The sequence below is a fragment of the Paenibacillus sp. 1182 genome, assembly GCF_017833915.1.
GTDB classification, from domain to species: Bacteria; Bacillota; Bacilli; order Paenibacillales; family Paenibacillaceae; genus Paenibacillus; species Paenibacillus polymyxa_D.
This window is the reverse complement of sequence record NZ_JAFICR010000003.1, coordinates 332,127-347,774: the sequence shown is the minus strand read 5'-3', so window position 1 is coordinate 347,774 and position 15,648 is coordinate 332,127. Positions and strand designations below refer to the sequence as shown.

14 protein-coding genes and 1 other annotated feature are annotated in these 15,648 nt (G+C 46.1%); of the genes, 6 read left to right on the top strand and 8 right to left on the bottom strand.

Annotated elements, in window-relative coordinates:
* Positions 1-122 precede the first annotated feature (122 nt).
* The gene (locus JOD82_RS07300) at positions 123-719 is read right to left on the bottom strand and encodes a DUF2087 domain-containing protein (protein ID WP_029517057.1); all 597 of its coding nucleotides are present in this window, start codon (positions 717-719) and stop codon (positions 123-125) included.
* 294 nt (positions 720-1,013) lie between these two features.
* Here JOD82_RS07300 and JOD82_RS07295 point away from each other — a divergent pair, with 294 nt between their 5' ends.
* The 3 genes from JOD82_RS07295 to JOD82_RS07285 all read left to right on the top strand — a co-directional run bounded on the left by JOD82_RS07295 (position 1,014) and on the right by JOD82_RS07285 (position 3,079).
* Positions 1,014-1,985, top strand: a complete 972-nt coding sequence (locus tag JOD82_RS07295) for a YpdA family putative bacillithiol disulfide reductase (RefSeq protein ID WP_029517056.1) — start codon at positions 1,014-1,016, stop codon at positions 1,983-1,985.
* A gap of 22 nt (positions 1,986-2,007) precedes the next feature.
* Positions 2,008-2,451, top strand: coding sequence for a DUF441 domain-containing protein (locus tag JOD82_RS07290; RefSeq protein WP_039273550.1), 444 nt, complete (start codon positions 2,008-2,010; stop codon positions 2,449-2,451).
* A 115-nt stretch (positions 2,452-2,566) separates the two neighbouring features.
* The gene (locus tag JOD82_RS07285) at positions 2,567-3,079 is read left to right on the top strand and encodes a hypothetical protein (protein WP_039273552.1); all 513 of its coding nucleotides are present in this window, start codon (positions 2,567-2,569) and stop codon (positions 3,077-3,079) included.
* Between the two features lie 134 nt (positions 3,080-3,213).
* On the opposite strand, the gene JOD82_RS07280 is transcribed toward JOD82_RS07285, so the two are convergent.
* Complete coding sequence (locus JOD82_RS07280; protein ID WP_039273555.1) at positions 3,214-3,516, bottom strand: HesB/YadR/YfhF family protein; 303 nt, start codon at positions 3,514-3,516, stop codon at positions 3,214-3,216.
* A gap of 582 nt (positions 3,517-4,098) precedes the next feature.
* Here JOD82_RS07280 and JOD82_RS07275 point away from each other — a divergent pair.
* Positions 4,099-5,856, top strand: a complete 1,758-nt coding sequence (locus tag JOD82_RS07275) for an ABC transporter ATP-binding protein (RefSeq protein ID WP_069011420.1) — start codon at positions 4,099-4,101, stop codon at positions 5,854-5,856.
* A complete protein-coding gene (locus JOD82_RS07270; RefSeq protein WP_069011419.1) occupies positions 5,856-7,943 on the top strand; it encodes an ABC transporter ATP-binding protein in 2,088 nt (695 codons plus the stop codon). Before JOD82_RS07275 ends, JOD82_RS07270 begins: the two co-directional genes overlap by 1 nt.
* Before the next feature lie 125 nt (positions 7,944-8,068).
* Here JOD82_RS07270 and JOD82_RS07265 read toward each other — a convergent pair whose 3' ends face one another.
* The 3 genes from JOD82_RS07265 to JOD82_RS07255 form a co-directional block, all read right to left on the bottom strand.
* Positions 8,069-9,037, bottom strand: coding sequence for an S-layer homology domain-containing protein (locus tag JOD82_RS07265; protein ID WP_069011418.1), 969 nt, complete (start codon positions 9,035-9,037; stop codon positions 8,069-8,071).
* A gap of 263 nt (positions 9,038-9,300) precedes the next feature.
* Positions 9,301-11,031, bottom strand: a complete 1,731-nt coding sequence (gene argS / locus JOD82_RS07260) for an arginine--tRNA ligase (protein WP_069011417.1) — start codon at positions 11,029-11,031, stop codon at positions 9,301-9,303.
* A gap of 62 nt (positions 11,032-11,093) precedes the next feature.
* Positions 11,094-11,350: a binding site (T-box leader), on the bottom strand.
* Between the two features lie 77 nt (positions 11,351-11,427).
* A complete protein-coding gene (locus tag JOD82_RS07255; protein ID WP_029517049.1) occupies positions 11,428-11,757 on the bottom strand; it encodes a four-helix bundle copper-binding protein in 330 nt (109 codons plus the stop codon).
* 264 nt (positions 11,758-12,021) lie between these two features.
* On the opposite strand from JOD82_RS07255, the gene JOD82_RS07250 reads away from it, so the two are divergent.
* Positions 12,022-12,537: a MogA/MoaB family molybdenum cofactor biosynthesis protein gene (locus JOD82_RS07250; protein WP_029517048.1), complete on the top strand. Its 516-nt coding sequence runs from the start codon at positions 12,022-12,024 to the stop codon at positions 12,535-12,537.
* A 66-nt stretch (positions 12,538-12,603) separates the two neighbouring features.
* Here the strand turns inward: JOD82_RS07250 and JOD82_RS07245 are convergent, their stop codons facing one another.
* From JOD82_RS07245 to JOD82_RS07235, 3 genes are all read right to left on the bottom strand, one after another.
* Entirely contained in the window at positions 12,604-14,067 is a 1,464-nt protein-coding gene (locus JOD82_RS07245) for a nicotinate phosphoribosyltransferase (RefSeq protein ID WP_069011437.1), read from the bottom strand.
* 118 nt (positions 14,068-14,185) lie between these two features.
* Positions 14,186-14,752: a cysteine hydrolase family protein gene (locus tag JOD82_RS07240; protein WP_029517047.1), complete on the bottom strand. Its 567-nt coding sequence runs from the start codon at positions 14,750-14,752 to the stop codon at positions 14,186-14,188.
* Between the two features lie 66 nt (positions 14,753-14,818).
* Positions 14,819-15,607, bottom strand: coding sequence for an NUDIX domain-containing protein (locus tag JOD82_RS07235; RefSeq protein ID WP_023988247.1), 789 nt, complete (start codon positions 15,605-15,607; stop codon positions 14,819-14,821).
* Between the last annotated feature and the right edge of the window lie 41 nt (positions 15,608-15,648).

Below are 15,648 nucleotides of genomic sequence, written 5' to 3'. Positions count from 1 at the left end.
ATCCATTCATGTTCGTACGCATATAACATCGCCTCCTCCTAAAATTTCCTTTATCATACAAGTCCATCAATTGTCTGTCAAGGCAGCTACGAAACTTTTTTGAAATCTTTGTCAAGTTTCGTTTAGCGTACCTGATCCCAGCGCGTCCACATCTCACGCGGGTTCAATTCGTACATTTCCCGTTCCCTGTACATAAACTGATGCATAATCAGCTCACGCCGAATCGTTGCAAAATCCTCATGGTATTGCTTGATCCACTCGTTTAATTCACGTTCAGGATACATGCGGCCTGGCTCCAGCTTTTCTGCCAGCATCTGAAGTACGATCAATTTTTTCTTATACTGCGCAGGGATTTGGCGCAACTTGCCGTCCTTGGAAAAAAAATTGCGTAAGACCGATGCCTCCAGCGTTTCATTCAACTCTGACATCTCTTCCTCCCCCTCTCCTTTTTCGAAAATAAATCGCACCGTCGCCTCGGCATGCTGCCGGATCAATTCTGGATTCAGTGTAAAATACACCGTGTTTTTATCACGTCGTTCCTTAATCAACCCAGTCTCACGAAGTTTGGAAGCATGATGCGTAACAGTCGGTTGGGACAAATTCAGCTTTTTCGCCAAAGCTTGGCCATGCATCTCCCCACAGGACAAAAGAAGTAGTATCCGCATTCGCGTTGGATCAGCAAGTGCTTTATGATAATTGACCATTTTATCCAGTTGCATCGTTATTGCACCTCTTTTCACTAGTACATACTTGCTATGCAAACGAATTCAATCACATAAATTAGATATATATCTAATTATATGTTCACTAAATGTGGCTGTCAATCTTCACCGTCTGTCATCTTTTCTGAAAACGGCTGGATATTGTGTTCGCATTGCGGTAGGATTATTATTTGAAAACTTCTCACATACTGAGCGATTTGCTTCAATCCTGAGATCCGTTTTTAATCGTCAAAATAATGTTAACCCTACAAAACTGGCGTAATAAACCAATACAACTGGAGGTTCAACCAAATGCACGACGTAATCATTATCGGTGGCGGACCCTGCGGACTATCTGCTGCAATCGAATGCAGCCGCAGAGGTTTGCAAACTGTCATTATTGAAAAAAGCAACATCGTTCACTCCATTTTTCTGTATCCGACGAACATGCAGTTTTTTAGCACCGCTGAACTACTTGAAATCGGTGATATTCCATTCAGTACCCCTAATGACAAACCTTTTCGTCATGAAGCACTGGCGTACTATCGTAAGGTAGCTACACATTATAACTTGAACATTCAGCATTATGAGGAGGCCCAGTCTATTCATCGCCAGGATGACGGTACATTTACTGTACATACCCTGAGCAAAGGAGAAATAACCAAAACGTATTCGTCACGCTATGTCGTTGTGGCTACAGGATATTTTGATCATCCGAACTATTTGGGCATTCCCGGGGAACAATTGGATAAAGTCACTCACTATTTCAGCGAAGCCCATCCCTACACAGGAACCCGGGTTGCAGTTATCGGTGGCAGTAACTCTGCGGTAGATGCTGCGATGGAATTAGTGCGGGTCGGAGCTACGATTGATATGGTATATCGTCGAAGCGAGTTGTCCCAATACATCAAGCCGTGGGTTCGTCCACTGTTTGACAGTATGGTACAAAAAGGGAAGATCACGCTGCATTTAGGCGCACGCATTACCGAAATTCATCCAGACCATGTCGTAGTCACTCCGCTGGACACTGAAGCATTCCGACTCGAAAATGATTTTGTACTGGCACTGACTGGATTTCACCCGGAACGAAAACTACTGGAGTCTGTCGGCGTTCATATGGCTGAAGATCTGGACAAACCAGAATTTAATCCTGCCACGATGGAAACGAACATCCCAGGTATATATGTCGCGGGGGTCATCGCTTCAGGCAGCAATGCCAATGAAGTGTTTATTGAAACAGGCCGCTGGCACGGGCGTCAAATCGCGGAGCATATCCAAAGCTAAATAAACGAAGGAGAACATCTGTATGGATTACAGCTCACTTATCTTACTGGTATTGGCTGGTCTTGGGATTGTTAGTGGCAACTCTACCGTGACTATTGCCATGGTTGTATTACTGCTGCTGCGGGTAACCAGCTTTCATTCTGCTTTCCCCTGGCTCGAAAAGTATGGCCTGACGATCGGAATTATTATTTTGACGATTGGGGTCATGACCCCGCTAGCCAGCGGTAAAATCAGCATCAATCAGGTGATGGAGTCCTTCCTGCACTGGAAATCACTGCTCGCGATTGGTATCGGAATTCTGGTAGCCTACCTTGGCGGCCGCGGAGTAACTTTGATGTCTGGACAGCCCATTATTGTGACAGGTCTACTGATTGGGACCGTCATTGGCGTTGCCTTCTTTAAAGGAGTTCCTGTTGGACCTCTAATTGCTGCCGGATTGCTTTCCTTGTTAATTGGCCGCAGCTAAATTCGTACAACAAATATAGGAATAAATGATAGCAATCTGCATGTCGGGCTGAATTCAGTCCCGCTTTGTGGTATACTCATATCGCATAATTTGGTAAATGCAGGAGGCTTGACCGATGTCTCGACAATTTGTAACGGAAGCTGTAATGGTGGCTATATATGGCCAACTTCTTACATCTCCCGCCCCTGTGGAATATATGGTGCCTTACACATCACTGCTAGAGCTATACGAATTCCAGGATAGCACAGAGCCGCTCATGGATAATCCTATGGACGATCAACATGTGAAGCGGAAGGTAAGCGAGTTGATCAGTTATTTTGAGGAACCGTTGAATCAGAAAAAAATTCGGCGTGCGCTTCAGATGCCTTGGGCCAAGAGCTTGCCTATTCTATTCGATGCCAATACATCACTCATTATCATTAATGCTGTTGATACAGCACATTACGGAGAATATTTTGATCCAATTGAGACTGAACTGGTGTTAACAGCTCAGCGTGAATCATTACCCATTCTGACGGATCAATTGGACTGGATCCACCGCATTATCGAAGCTTCCGTACCTGTACATGTGTACGACATTGATGATTTTGATTTTGCACTCGATGGCCCGATACTTAACAACCCTTAACATACGACATACCCGCCTTAACCACAAAAAAGCGGCGGAGTATCGTGTTACAGGTTCATCTCCTGTAACACGATACTCCGCCGCTTTTCATGTCCAAGAACAATTATTTGCACGCTATGATTGACAGTGGAGTACTAAGCTTGTCCATCCTCAACATAGGTATAAATAATGTCATCATGTTCCTCCAAATACTTAACTTCCAGATGATGGCCCTTGAGATACCAGTAATCCTGGTCCTCCATATAAAACGTAATGCCAGCCGCTTCATGCTGTAATACGGGGTGCTGCGGAGGCTCTACGGCAATTCCCAGAGAAAAGCCTGGATGCAACCCACCGCCAGAGCTATAGCGAACAAAAAAACGGATCGAATCTCCACGTTTCAAACCAAGCTCCTTAATGTACCACTGTGCCGCAGGTTCAGTTACCTGTATGCTCATACGCTATTCTCATCTCCTTATACAATGACGTCTGCTAACTATATCATAGCATTTTTTAGAATGACCACCAACCGTCCTAACCCAGCCAGCTTCTTGGAAAGCCATATACATTTTTTTGAAAAAGGTTTGACAATTCGCAAAAAAGGGTGTTAAGATTCAACCATACGAGAACCATTTTGAAATTTATTACCAATTTGAACGATTACTCATGTTAGAATGAATCCATTTTGAGGAAGAAAGGAGTGTTACCGGTGCTAAAATTTCCTATTGCATTTTACCCACATCTACAAACACAACAACTTCATACCGGAGCATCTCCCCTGTCGCATCCTTCAGAATTGGGCCATTCATGTTGTATGGTTTAATACGAGTGGCTGCCTGCGTTTGAGCAGTTTTTCAGTGGTGAGTGTGCTGAAAATACCTGCGCGCCATATGATATTGAGATTTAAGGCATATCGTCTGCGGACGGTATGCCTTTTTTTCGCCTGTTGTCGGATCATACTTGTGGCAGCAAGCCCTGTTGTTTCTTCAAAATGGTACACAACTCTCGAATGAACTTGTCATGAAAGGATGGGATTCCTCTTGTTTTCAGTACTTAAAAATTTAAGCTGGTTTTTTAAAAGAGAACGAAGCCGATACTCCATTGGACTGTTTTTGCTGATAGCTGTTGGGGTACTGGAGCTTGCTCCACCTCGGCTGCTAGGTAGTGCCATTGATGAAATTGTGCGCGGTTCGATTTCCTGGTCCTCACTTTGGCATTATATTTTGTACATCATAGGCATTCTAGCCGTCATTTACTACATTACGTACATATGGATGCACAAGCTGTTTGGTGGTGCCAATCTGGTGGAGCGCTTACTGCGCACACGCTTTATGAATCATCTGCTGCGGATGACCCCTCCATTTTTTGAACGTAATCGCACTGGCGATCTGATGGCTCGTGCTACGAACGACCTTCGCTCCGTAGCAAGTACAGCGGGCTTCGGCATGCTGACACTGACAGACTCTACGGTCTATCTGAGCGTGGTATTAGTTGCCATGGGCACCCTAATCAGTTGGAAGCTGACACTGGCAGCTATCCTGCCCCTACCTTTTATTGCACTGGCTATGAGCATTTACGGTAAAGCCGTTCATGAGCGTTACACACTGGCACAAGATGCATTTGGTGATATGAACGATCAGGTGTTGGAATCCGTGGCTGGTATCCGGGTCATTCGCGCCTATGTGCAAGAGCGAATGGACGAAAAGCGTTTCGCTGATATTACTGACGATGTATTTCGTAAAAATCTGGCTGTCGCCCGGATGGATGCCCTCTTTGAACCAACAATCCGTTTATGTGTAGGACTTAGCTACGTCATTGGACTCGGGTATGGTATTTATCTGGTATTTCATAACGATATCACGCTAGGCGAATTGGTCTCCTTTAATATGTATCTAGGAATGATGATTTGGCCGATGTTTGCCATTGGAGAGCTGATTAACATTATGCAGCGCGGTAGCGCTTCACTGGACCGGGTCAATGAAACTCTCGATGTCCAGCCAGACGTTCAGGATGCCGCTCAACCTGTTCCAGTGGACCGCCTCGAATCCATCAGGATGAAAGACGTTACCTTCCGTTACCCTACCTCCACTATTGACAATCTGTCACATGTGAGTCTGGATCTCAAACGCGGAGAAACGCTAGGCGTCGTCGGTAGAACTGGCAGCGGAAAATCCACTCTGCTCAAACAGTTACTGCATGAATATCCGACGGGTAGCGGTGATATTTTAATCTCCGGCATACGTTTGGAGGACATTGCAGTAGAACAACTACACAGCTGGATCGGCTACGTGCCGCAAGAGCAAATTTTGTTTTCCAAATCAGTGCGCGAGAACATTCAATTCGGGAAACCTCATGCAGCTGATGACGACATTATGGAAGCAATCCGTACTGCTGCCTTCGATCAGGATTTAGGTACCCTGTCTGACGGGCTAGATACACTGGTCGGAGAAAAAGGTATCGCCCTGTCTGGCGGCCAGAAGCAGCGCGTTTCGCTGGCACGCGCCTTTATCGGTGACCCGGATATTCTATTGCTCGACGATGCACTGTCTGCAGTAGATGCCCGGACGGAAGCTAGAATTATTGACAATATCCGACGCAAGCGCTCAGGTAAAACGACTCTGATCTCCACCCACCGCCTCTCCGCTGTAGAACATGCAGACCGGATCGTCGTGTTGGAGCAAGGACGCATTATTGAGGAAGGAACCCACAGCGAGCTGCTTCAGACTGACGGATGGTACCGACAACAGTATGAACGGCAACAAGTGGAATCTGATCTGACCTCAGGGGAGGTATCCTAATGAAACCCAATATCGGCAAAAGGCTATTCCAGTACGCACTGACGAGCAAAGCAGGCTTTATCGCCGCTCTCATCGCTTTGGCTATCGGAGTAGCCGCCGAGCTGGCTGGTCCCTTCATCGCCAAAACGATGATCGACGACCATATGCTCGCTATTGAAAAACCATTTTATGAAACAACTCGTGTGGACGACGGCACTGTAAGCTATGCGGGAACCCACTTTAAGCGTGAAGATCGCTTTGAGTCCGGGGAGACTAAAGGTCGCGAAGCGAGAATTTTACAAGTTGGAAAATCTTTCGTATTTGTGGATGGCTCGGTTCAAGTGGCTGACGGTAATCGCTCCTTTACGAACGGAACGCTGACTGTGACACGTGGCTCCGACACCTTTCGCTATGAAGCCAAGGTTCTGACAGCTGATGAACTGTATAGCTTTTACAAACCGGAAATGCCCGGTATCTTTCAACTGATTGGTTGGTATTGCTTCTTCCTGGTTATTTCCATTTTTGCTGAATTCGGCAAAACATACTGGCTGCAATCCTCGGCGAACAAGGTCATTCAAAAGCTTCGGCTTGATTTCTACGCGCACATCCAGCGGTTGCCAGTTTACTTTTTTGATAACTTGCCCGCAGGTAAGGTCGTATCCCGTGTTACGAATGACACTGAGGCAGTCAAAGATTTGTTTGTGGCTGTGCTGTCAAATTTCACTTCAGGGATTGTAACGATGGCAGGAGTATATGTTGCACTTTTTTTACTGGACTTCAGACTGGGTCTTATCTCTCTGTTTATTGTACCGTTACTGATCTTGTGGATTGTATTGTATCGTAAGGTCGCCACCCGCTATAATACGATCATTCGGTCCAGACTCAGTGAGATTAATGCGATTATCAATGAATCGATTCAAGGGATGTCCATTATTCGCGTATTCCGACACCAGAAACAAACGCAGCAAGAGTTTGAAGAACTGAATGATGACTACATGAAGCATCAGAATAAAATGCTGAATTTGAACGCCTTCACTTCGCACAATTTAGTCAACGTGTTGAGAAATCTCGCCTTTGCCGTCGTGTTGTGGTATTTCGGATCTGAGGCGCTTGGCACTACAGGTAGTGCTGTATCACTAGGCGTATTGTATGCCTTCGTCGATGTATTGGGACGACTGTTCCAACCTATGACGGGTATGGTCAACCAACTCGCTGTACTGGATACTTCCATCGTATCCTCAGGACGCGTATTTGAGTTGATGGACGAAACTGGAGAGCCAGTGACGGACGGCACGATGCCGCGCTACAAAGGCCAGGTAGAGTTTAACGACGTTTCCTTTGCTTACAAAAAGGATGATGTACTTAAACATATTTCCTTTACAGCACACCCCGGGCAAACAGTTGCCCTTGTTGGACATACCGGATCAGGCAAAAGTTCGATTATCAACCTGCTATTCCGGTTCTATGATCCGCAAAAAGGAACGATCACCATTGACGGAACGTCTGTCAAAGACATCCCTAAGCAGTGGCTTCGACATCATATGGGCATTGTTCTTCAAGATCCATATTTGTTCACAGGTACGGTAGCCTCCAATGTCAGTCTCGGAGACAGCCGAATCACGAGAGAACAGGTAAATAAAGCGCTGCATGACGTTGGAGCCGACAAATTGCTGGCCCATTTGCCGCAAGGATTCGATGAGCCCGTTATTGAAAAAGGCAGCACCTTATCAGCCGGACAACGCCAGCTTATTTCCTTCGCTCGTGCACTAGCCTTTGATCCCGCAATTTTAATCCTAGATGAAGCTACCGCCAATATTGACACCGAAACGGAGGCGCTCATCCAATCCGCTCTTGAGGTACTCAAGAAGGGACGTACAACCTTTATCATTGCTCACCGTTTGTCCACCATTCGCAGTGCGGACCAAATTTTGGTGCTGCATCGGGGTGAAATTGTTGAACGGGGTAGCCATGACGAACTTATGGCTCAAGGCGGTCGTTACTTCCAAATGTATCAGCTCCAGTCGGGAACAGTTGCAACAGAATCAGATTCATCCTCTGCTACACCTCCTGCGCAAAATGACTTACTTACTGGCAAAGTCAGCATTTAAAGCTTGAATAGCCCTATTCTTTAGGGCTAACGATGAACATTTGGCATCAAAAAAACCAGCAAGTCTCCCCTACACATTGGAGACTTGCTGGTTTTATTTTTATATAGGACATATGGCTTGTAATTTTATTTAGCTACAGACGTGCCTGTTCCTGTGGGTGGAAGCACTGTTCCATCTACTGCTTTGAGCGTAACCTGATACTTGCTGTCTACCAACGTACTTGTGTGGGTATCCGTAATGACCTGAATATTCATTTCCCCTGGCTTTGGACTAGTCAGCTTGTAGTAAATTACTGCATTTGTATCATCTACGTAGTCGATGTGATCCACTTCAATGCCGTAACCTGGATTAGGTGCCTGCAGACGGGTGATTGTCACTTTGTTCAGCTGGTCATTTGCCTTCTCTATACTCATACTAATATTGTTTTGTTGAACCGGATCTACAGGCTCAGCCGGATTTTCAGGAGTAGCTTCAACCGTTTTATGACTTTGTACAAATTCGGATGCGTTATAGACCATTTCTGCTGCCTCCATCCGCGTTACTTTACGATCCGGGTTAAAGTTGCTCTGTTCGTCCAATTTTGCAATTTTGGTCAGTAGCAGGAATTGAACTGCTGCGTTTGATTCCTGGTCTAGTTTATTGCCATCCGCTACATTAATTAACATACGGACAGTTGGATATTCACCCGTTGCACTCACTGCTTTATACAGAATATTAGCAAATTGTTCTCTTGTCATACGAGTGCTTGGATCAATATCTGGTGACAAAGGGATTTGGTGTTGGGCTGCAATCCGATAGGACTGAGCATACCATGCGGAAGCCGGAATGTTTGCAAAGGAACCCGTTGTAAAATCAGGCATTACCTGAAGATCCATGGCACGAACAACCAAGTGTACTCCTTGTGCATACGTGAGCGTTTGATCCGGTACAAATTTATCCTTGGTTATTCCTTGAATAATTCCTTTGTCCTGAAGTGAGTTTACGATCTTCTCCTGTTCAGCTCCCTTTATATCACGAAAAGCAGAGGCCGACGTTGCTACTGCCAATGAGCAGATGACAAGCAGGGCAGCTGTCACGCTTTTGTTCTTTTTCATGAGATACACCTCCATGTTTACTTTGCTTCTACACTTACCGACGCAATAAAAGCATCAAATGTTTCAAATATGCACAAATTGGTTGCAAGACAGTGGAATACCTGCGATTAGTGTAACCCGTCTAACTCTTTTCTGCTCACAATCTTTATACATACCCAAAAGTGCTTGTAACAGATTAATCTTTTACAGTATTCCTTTGGAAGAGCCAGGTATGGTAGCAGTCATCCCGCCAGCAAAAACTCGCTGCCCTTTGTTCGCTTTGCTTACATTCGATTCGGTGCTTTCAGACCAAGAAGTTGCAACGCGCATGCCAGAATATCCGCAGTTTGTTCCGCCAACTGAATACGCCACTGTCCACCATCGACAATCCTTTCCTTGGCGTAAAAACGGTTAAACGCCTGGGACGTATCCAATGCAAATCTCGCAATTACCGAAGGCTCCAGTTGGCGAACCGCACGTATCAGTTGTCCGTGATAGCGACCCAACTGCTTAAGCAGCGCCCAACCTGCGTCACCCAACATTTCATCCGATACGTCATTCAAATCACGAGAATGGCTATCTTGGACAAGATCGTTGTCGCTAGGATTAGTATTAACATCAACATCGGCGCGAGCATGGGCTTTCTCCAGAAGGCTGCGGATGCGCGCATGAGTATACTGTACATAAGGCCCGGTCTCGCCTTCGAAGGTCAGCGCCTCCTCCAACGAAAAGTCCACTTCATTCAGCCGGTTGTTTTTTAAATCACCAAAAATAATCGCCCCAATTCCAACGTTCTCCGCTATTGCCTGCTGTTCCTGTAAACCAGGGTTCTTCTGAGTAATGATGCCTTGAGCACGCGCTACAGCTTCATCCAGCACCTCCTCCAGCTTCACAACCTTGCCACGTCTTGTGGACATTTTCTTACCCGCAAACCGCATTAATCCAAACGGCACATGCTCACATTGCTCCGCCCATGCCTCCCCTGCATGCTTCAGCACCGCAAACACCTGCTGGAAATGCAACTTCTGTTCCCCACCAACAACGTACAGCAACCGATCAGCCTTCATCACTTCATGACGATAAATCGCTGTTGCCAGATCACGTGTCGGATAAATGGTGGTTCCATCCTTTTTCAGAATAAGACACGGAGGCAGTTCCTCGTCTTCCAGGCGAACTACGAGCGCCCCATCACTTTCCTCCAACAATCCTTTTGCTCTTAATTGATCAATAACTGCCTGCATCTTATCATTGTAAAAACTTTCTCCCAGCACATGGTCAAATGTAATGTTTAGACGCTGGTACATACGATCAAATTCACCCAGACTGATTTCAACAAAAAACTCCCATAGTTGTTGAGCCTCAGCATCCCCATGTTCCAAACGTCGGAACCACTCGCGCCCTTCATCCTCCAAAGTCGGATCATGATCGGCCTCCTGATGAAAACGCACATATAGCTTTAGCGATTCACCAATCGGATCATGTTGTAACTGCTCCTCATTTCCCCATCTTTTATAGGCCGCAATTTGCTTACCAAACTGTGTTCCCCAATCCCCAAGATGATTCACACTAATAGGTACATAACCTGTTTCACCAAGTATGCGATACAAGGCAGCACCGATAACCGTAGAGCGAAGATGACCGATACCAAACGGTTTGGCAATATTAGGCGAGGACATATCAATAACTACCCGCTGCCCGTTCCCGATATTAGGCCTGAGGAAATCAGCCTTGCTCAATTCAGCAAGCATAAGCGGAATATGAACCGATCGATCCAAGGTTATGTTTACATAGGCACCCGATGCTGAAGCGGTTAAACCTTCTTTATGGCCTACTAGTTCCGCCAATTCCAGTGCAATGTGCTGCGGAGACTTTCGAAACTTTTTAGCCAGCACAAAACACGGAAACGCCATATCTCCCCATTCAGGCTGCGGAGGCACCTCAAATAAAGATAAAATTTCTTTCTCCTCCAAGCCCGTATGGGCCAATATCGCTTGAGCAGCAATCCTCATTAACATGATGATCTCTCTCCTTCTTTTTATAGAATCTAACAAAAAAAGCCCCCGCCTCTTGAAATCATTCAAGAGACGAGAACTTCAATATCCCGCGGTACCACTCTTCGTAAATCGGTTGTGCAGCTAAAGCTAACTACACAAATCGCGATTTCACTCCAATGACTAATAACGGTGTCTGCCGGGCTGATCTACTAGAAGTTCTGCTCGTTGGATCAACCGTCTCCCGGGTGCGCTTCACATCGGATCTCATACCGGCTTCCACCTCTTCCGGCTCGCTGTAATGATATGGCTTCGCTGCTACTCTCCCGTTCCATGACGTTAATTCCAATCATTATACAAACCTATTCAGTAGAAAGCAACCTTTTATTTCCTCTTCAGGCACTAGTTCCATATATGTAATTATACTGCCACCAATTGGCGGCAGGCCTGAACGCAACGACGGCAGGCTTCTGCACAATGATTGCAATGATCATGGGAATGCTTGCTGCATTCAGCAGCACATACCTCACAGGCCTTGGCGCACAGCTCACAGATTTGCTCGGCAAAATCCGTTCCACGCTGCAGCATTTGGGCAGCAAATCCGCATATTTCTGCACATTCCCTACTCACTCGAATACATTCACGCAGCATAGCTAAATCATATTCCTTCAAACTCGCTACGTAACATACATTGCAAGCGTTCATACATTCCAGGCAAGCATCCACGCATTGTTGGTATGAATGATTCATATTACATTACCTCCCAGTTGTTGACCCTGCTGTACTATTACCCGCTGTCCCTTGAGGTTAATCATTTGATGTGCGCGCTTTCAATAATAAAACAAAACAATATAATCCCGACTTATGTAAGGAAGTGTACTATATTCCAGTGTGCAAATGCAAGGATATTAATCACATAGATTTTTAGCCCCTGTTTCTGACTTGCATACGCTCAGTCATTGCTCTATTGTAAAAAGTGTATGTCTAACCACCGATCAAGGAGTGAACATTTTAATGAATATGTCTTCTGTAGAGGAACACCGTCAGGAATCCCCCCAACAAGTGAATTGCATGGTCGTGACTGTCTCGGACACACGCACCGTGGAAACAGATACTGGGGGACGACTGCTCATGGATCTACTAGAAACCAATGGATATACAGTTGTTCGATATGTCATCGTCAAGGATGACTACGAAGGTATTCAGCAGTTAGTATCCGAAGCAGCGGCACAGGATGACATCGAGGCTGTTCTTTTGACAGGTGGTACCGGTATTTCTCCACGTGATACTACATATGAAGCTGTCTCTTCTCTACTGGATAAGGAACTACCTGGCTTTGGGGAAATCTTCCGTTATTTAAGCTTTGCTGAGGACATTGGTTCAGCAGCTATCTTAAGCCGGGCTGTAGCTGGCACTGTGGGCCAGACAGCTGTATTTTCTATGCCTGGCTCACGCGGAGCCGTTCGTTTGGCAATGGAACGCATTATTGTCCCTGAGCTACGACATGTGATGAGAGAAATTTATAAATAAGCTCCTATTTCCTACATGCTTCAACACAAAGAGGCACCCCATGCATTCATGAGGTGCCTCTTCCAACTATTCTTTTTCTTCAACTTCGGGCTGCATATAGCTGTCGATCAGCTTTTGCTTTAGCTCCCATACCTTCTCGCTCAGATTTACACGATAAATTTCAGGGTTCAGCTTCCGCAAATATTCTGGCCAGAACAGTTTCAACTGTGAAGTATGGTAGGCACGAATTTCATCCAGCTCGGGAAGCTCATATACCTTCTGTCCATTTATAAAAATAGGCTCAAGCATCGGCACGGCTTCGTAATTTTCTACATACTTCTTCATATACGGATGCAAAGGGTTAAACAGCTTCAGGCGCTTACCATTACGCGGACGCTCTTCATCCGGAAAAGAAATATAATCGGCTACAGCTCTCCCTTTCTTCTTATCCACAATGCGATATACATCCTTTTTGCCTGGTGTGGATACTTTTTCTGGATTCCCCGAGATCTTAATCGTCGGCAGCATTTCGCCATCTACTTCACGCTCAACCAGCTTGTACACCCCGCCAAGCGATGGTTGATCCGAAGCCGTAATAAGCTGTGTTCCTACACCCCATACATCAATACGTGCCCCTTGGGCTTTCAGGTTAAAAATCGTATTTTCATCCAAATCATTGGAAGCTACAATTTGTACGTAATCTAAGCCTTCAGCATCGAGCATTTCCCGCGCCTGAATGGATAGATAAGCCAAGTCACCGCTATCCAGACGAATTGCATTCATACGCTTGCCCTGACTCTCTAGCATTTTTGCTGTCCGAATCGCATGAGGAACACCGCTTTCCAGCGTATCAAAGGTGTCTACCAGCAGTGTAACCTGGTCTGGCAAAACCTTCGCATAGACGTCAAACGCCTCCTGCTCCGTCATAAAGGTCTGCACCCATGAATGGGCATGTGTCCCCTTCGTCGGGATTCCAAAATGTTCGCCTGCCAGCATATTAGAAGTCGCGTCAAAACCAGCCACATAAGCTGCTCGTGCTCCCCAAATCGCTGCATCTGCCTCCTGCGCACGCCGTGTTCCAAATTCGAGCAGTGTATCGTCACTTGCCACCTGCTTGATGCGCGATGCCTTTGTCGCAATGAGTGTCTGATAGTTCATAAAATTCAGCAATGCCGTTTCGACAAGCTGCGTTTCCATAATCGTTCCTTCAACACGTACCAGAGGCTCGTTGGGAAAAACAAGGGCCCCTTCTTTCATCGAATGGACCGTTCCACCAAACTCAAACTGGCGAAGCGCCTCCATGAACATGGGATCGTACTTCTCCTCCTGTTCAGACAGGTAGCGAATGTCCTCTTCTGTAAACCGCAAATTTGAAATATAATTCACAATGCGTTCCAGACCCGCGAACACGGCATATCCATTACCAAAAGGGAGTTTACGAAAATACGCCTCGAACACAGCTTTACGCTGGTGACTTCCGTTCACCCAGTGGGCGTACATCATATTAATCTGATATTTATCTGTATGTAATGCGAGGCTCGTTGACTGCATTGTAATCATCCTCTCTGACTGTCTCCAGGTTTGTGGCGCTACCGCCTCATCTGTCCAGATTCAGCAATATCCGGCTCCATTTTGTTATCGGACATTGGTGCACAATCGTTAAGTTATTTTACTTCTTCTGGCGTAAAACCGTATCCTCAGCCGATCGTACCGCGGCTCCAAGACTTCCCTCAAAATGACCCAAAGCCCAATCATGTCCAGCTTGATTAAAGCTCGCCACAGCGTCCTTGTATACAGTAATAGCAAAACCTTTGTTATAAGCATCTACAGCCGTATGCAGTACACATATATCCGTACATACACCAATCAGATGAACTTCCACAATACCACGTTCTCGCAGCCTGAGTTCCAGATCTGTGCCCGCAAAAGCACTATACCGTGTTTTATCCAACCAGTAGATAAGATCACTTTGTTGCTCATAGAGGCTATGAAGCTTGCCATACAAATGTCGTCCGTTGGTTCCACGTATATTATGCGGAGGAAACAGCTTGCTCTCTGGGTGATAAAGGTCGTTCTCCTCATGCAAATCCACAGCCATGACGACAAAGTCCCCTTGATCTACATATGCCTGCGTAATTGCTGCGATCCGTTCATCCAACTCAATCGCAGGTTGTCCTACAGGCAAACTACCATCCACAAAATCTTTCGTGTAATCAATCACAATTAGTGCCTGCATCGTACGGTCAGCTCCTTATCCTCAAAGTGAAATTGTACGTTCTATGCGTACCTATTACATTAGACGTTACGTGTAGATAGATAAACGCGGTACTCTGTCACTAAAACGGTACAACTGTGCCGGTCTTTGTGAATACTGGTTGGAACTGAGCGGTTTGCCGTTCTCATCACGCACCTCTTCCAGAATTCCCTGTCTGCTACGAGTCGATGTTATTTTGCGAATAAAGTTTGGCTCTTCGAAGTCCGGTACGACACTCTGTATCACCTGATATAATTCACCCAGTGTAAAATGTAGCGGTAAAAACTGCTTGGCGATCGTCGTCTGAAGCATCTGCAACTGAATTTTGCGATAAGCATCTACTATGATATCCCGGTGATCAAATGCCAGCTCCAATTCCTCCAACGCTTCGCGGATTGTGAATAGCCCCACCTCGGAAGCATCATCGGCCGCCTGACGCTGTTCCAACATCCATTCTTCTACCAGCGCAAAAAATGCATGCGATATGATCCAGCCGCGCGGATCACGTCCCGGTCCACTATATACACCCAAATACTCCAGATGCCCGCCGTCCACACCCGTTTCCTCTAACAGTTCCCGCTTGGCAGCTCCATACATGGATTCATCTTCCTGACAAAACCCTCCAGGCAACGCCCAGCGTCCTGCAAACGGCCAACTGCGGCGCTTGATGAGCATCACTTTCAGCTCCCGAATCGGCAATGTCTTTGTTACCGTCTTGCGCTCCCGCTTCGTTAAGGTAAACATAACGATATCCGCCGGAGCTCCATCTGGAGTGCGGTATTTCTTAATGTTATACGACGCCTTTTGCGCCTCTTCGTTTATACGATTGCTATCCATTGGCATCACCATATTATATCGTTTTGATAAATTCATTATGA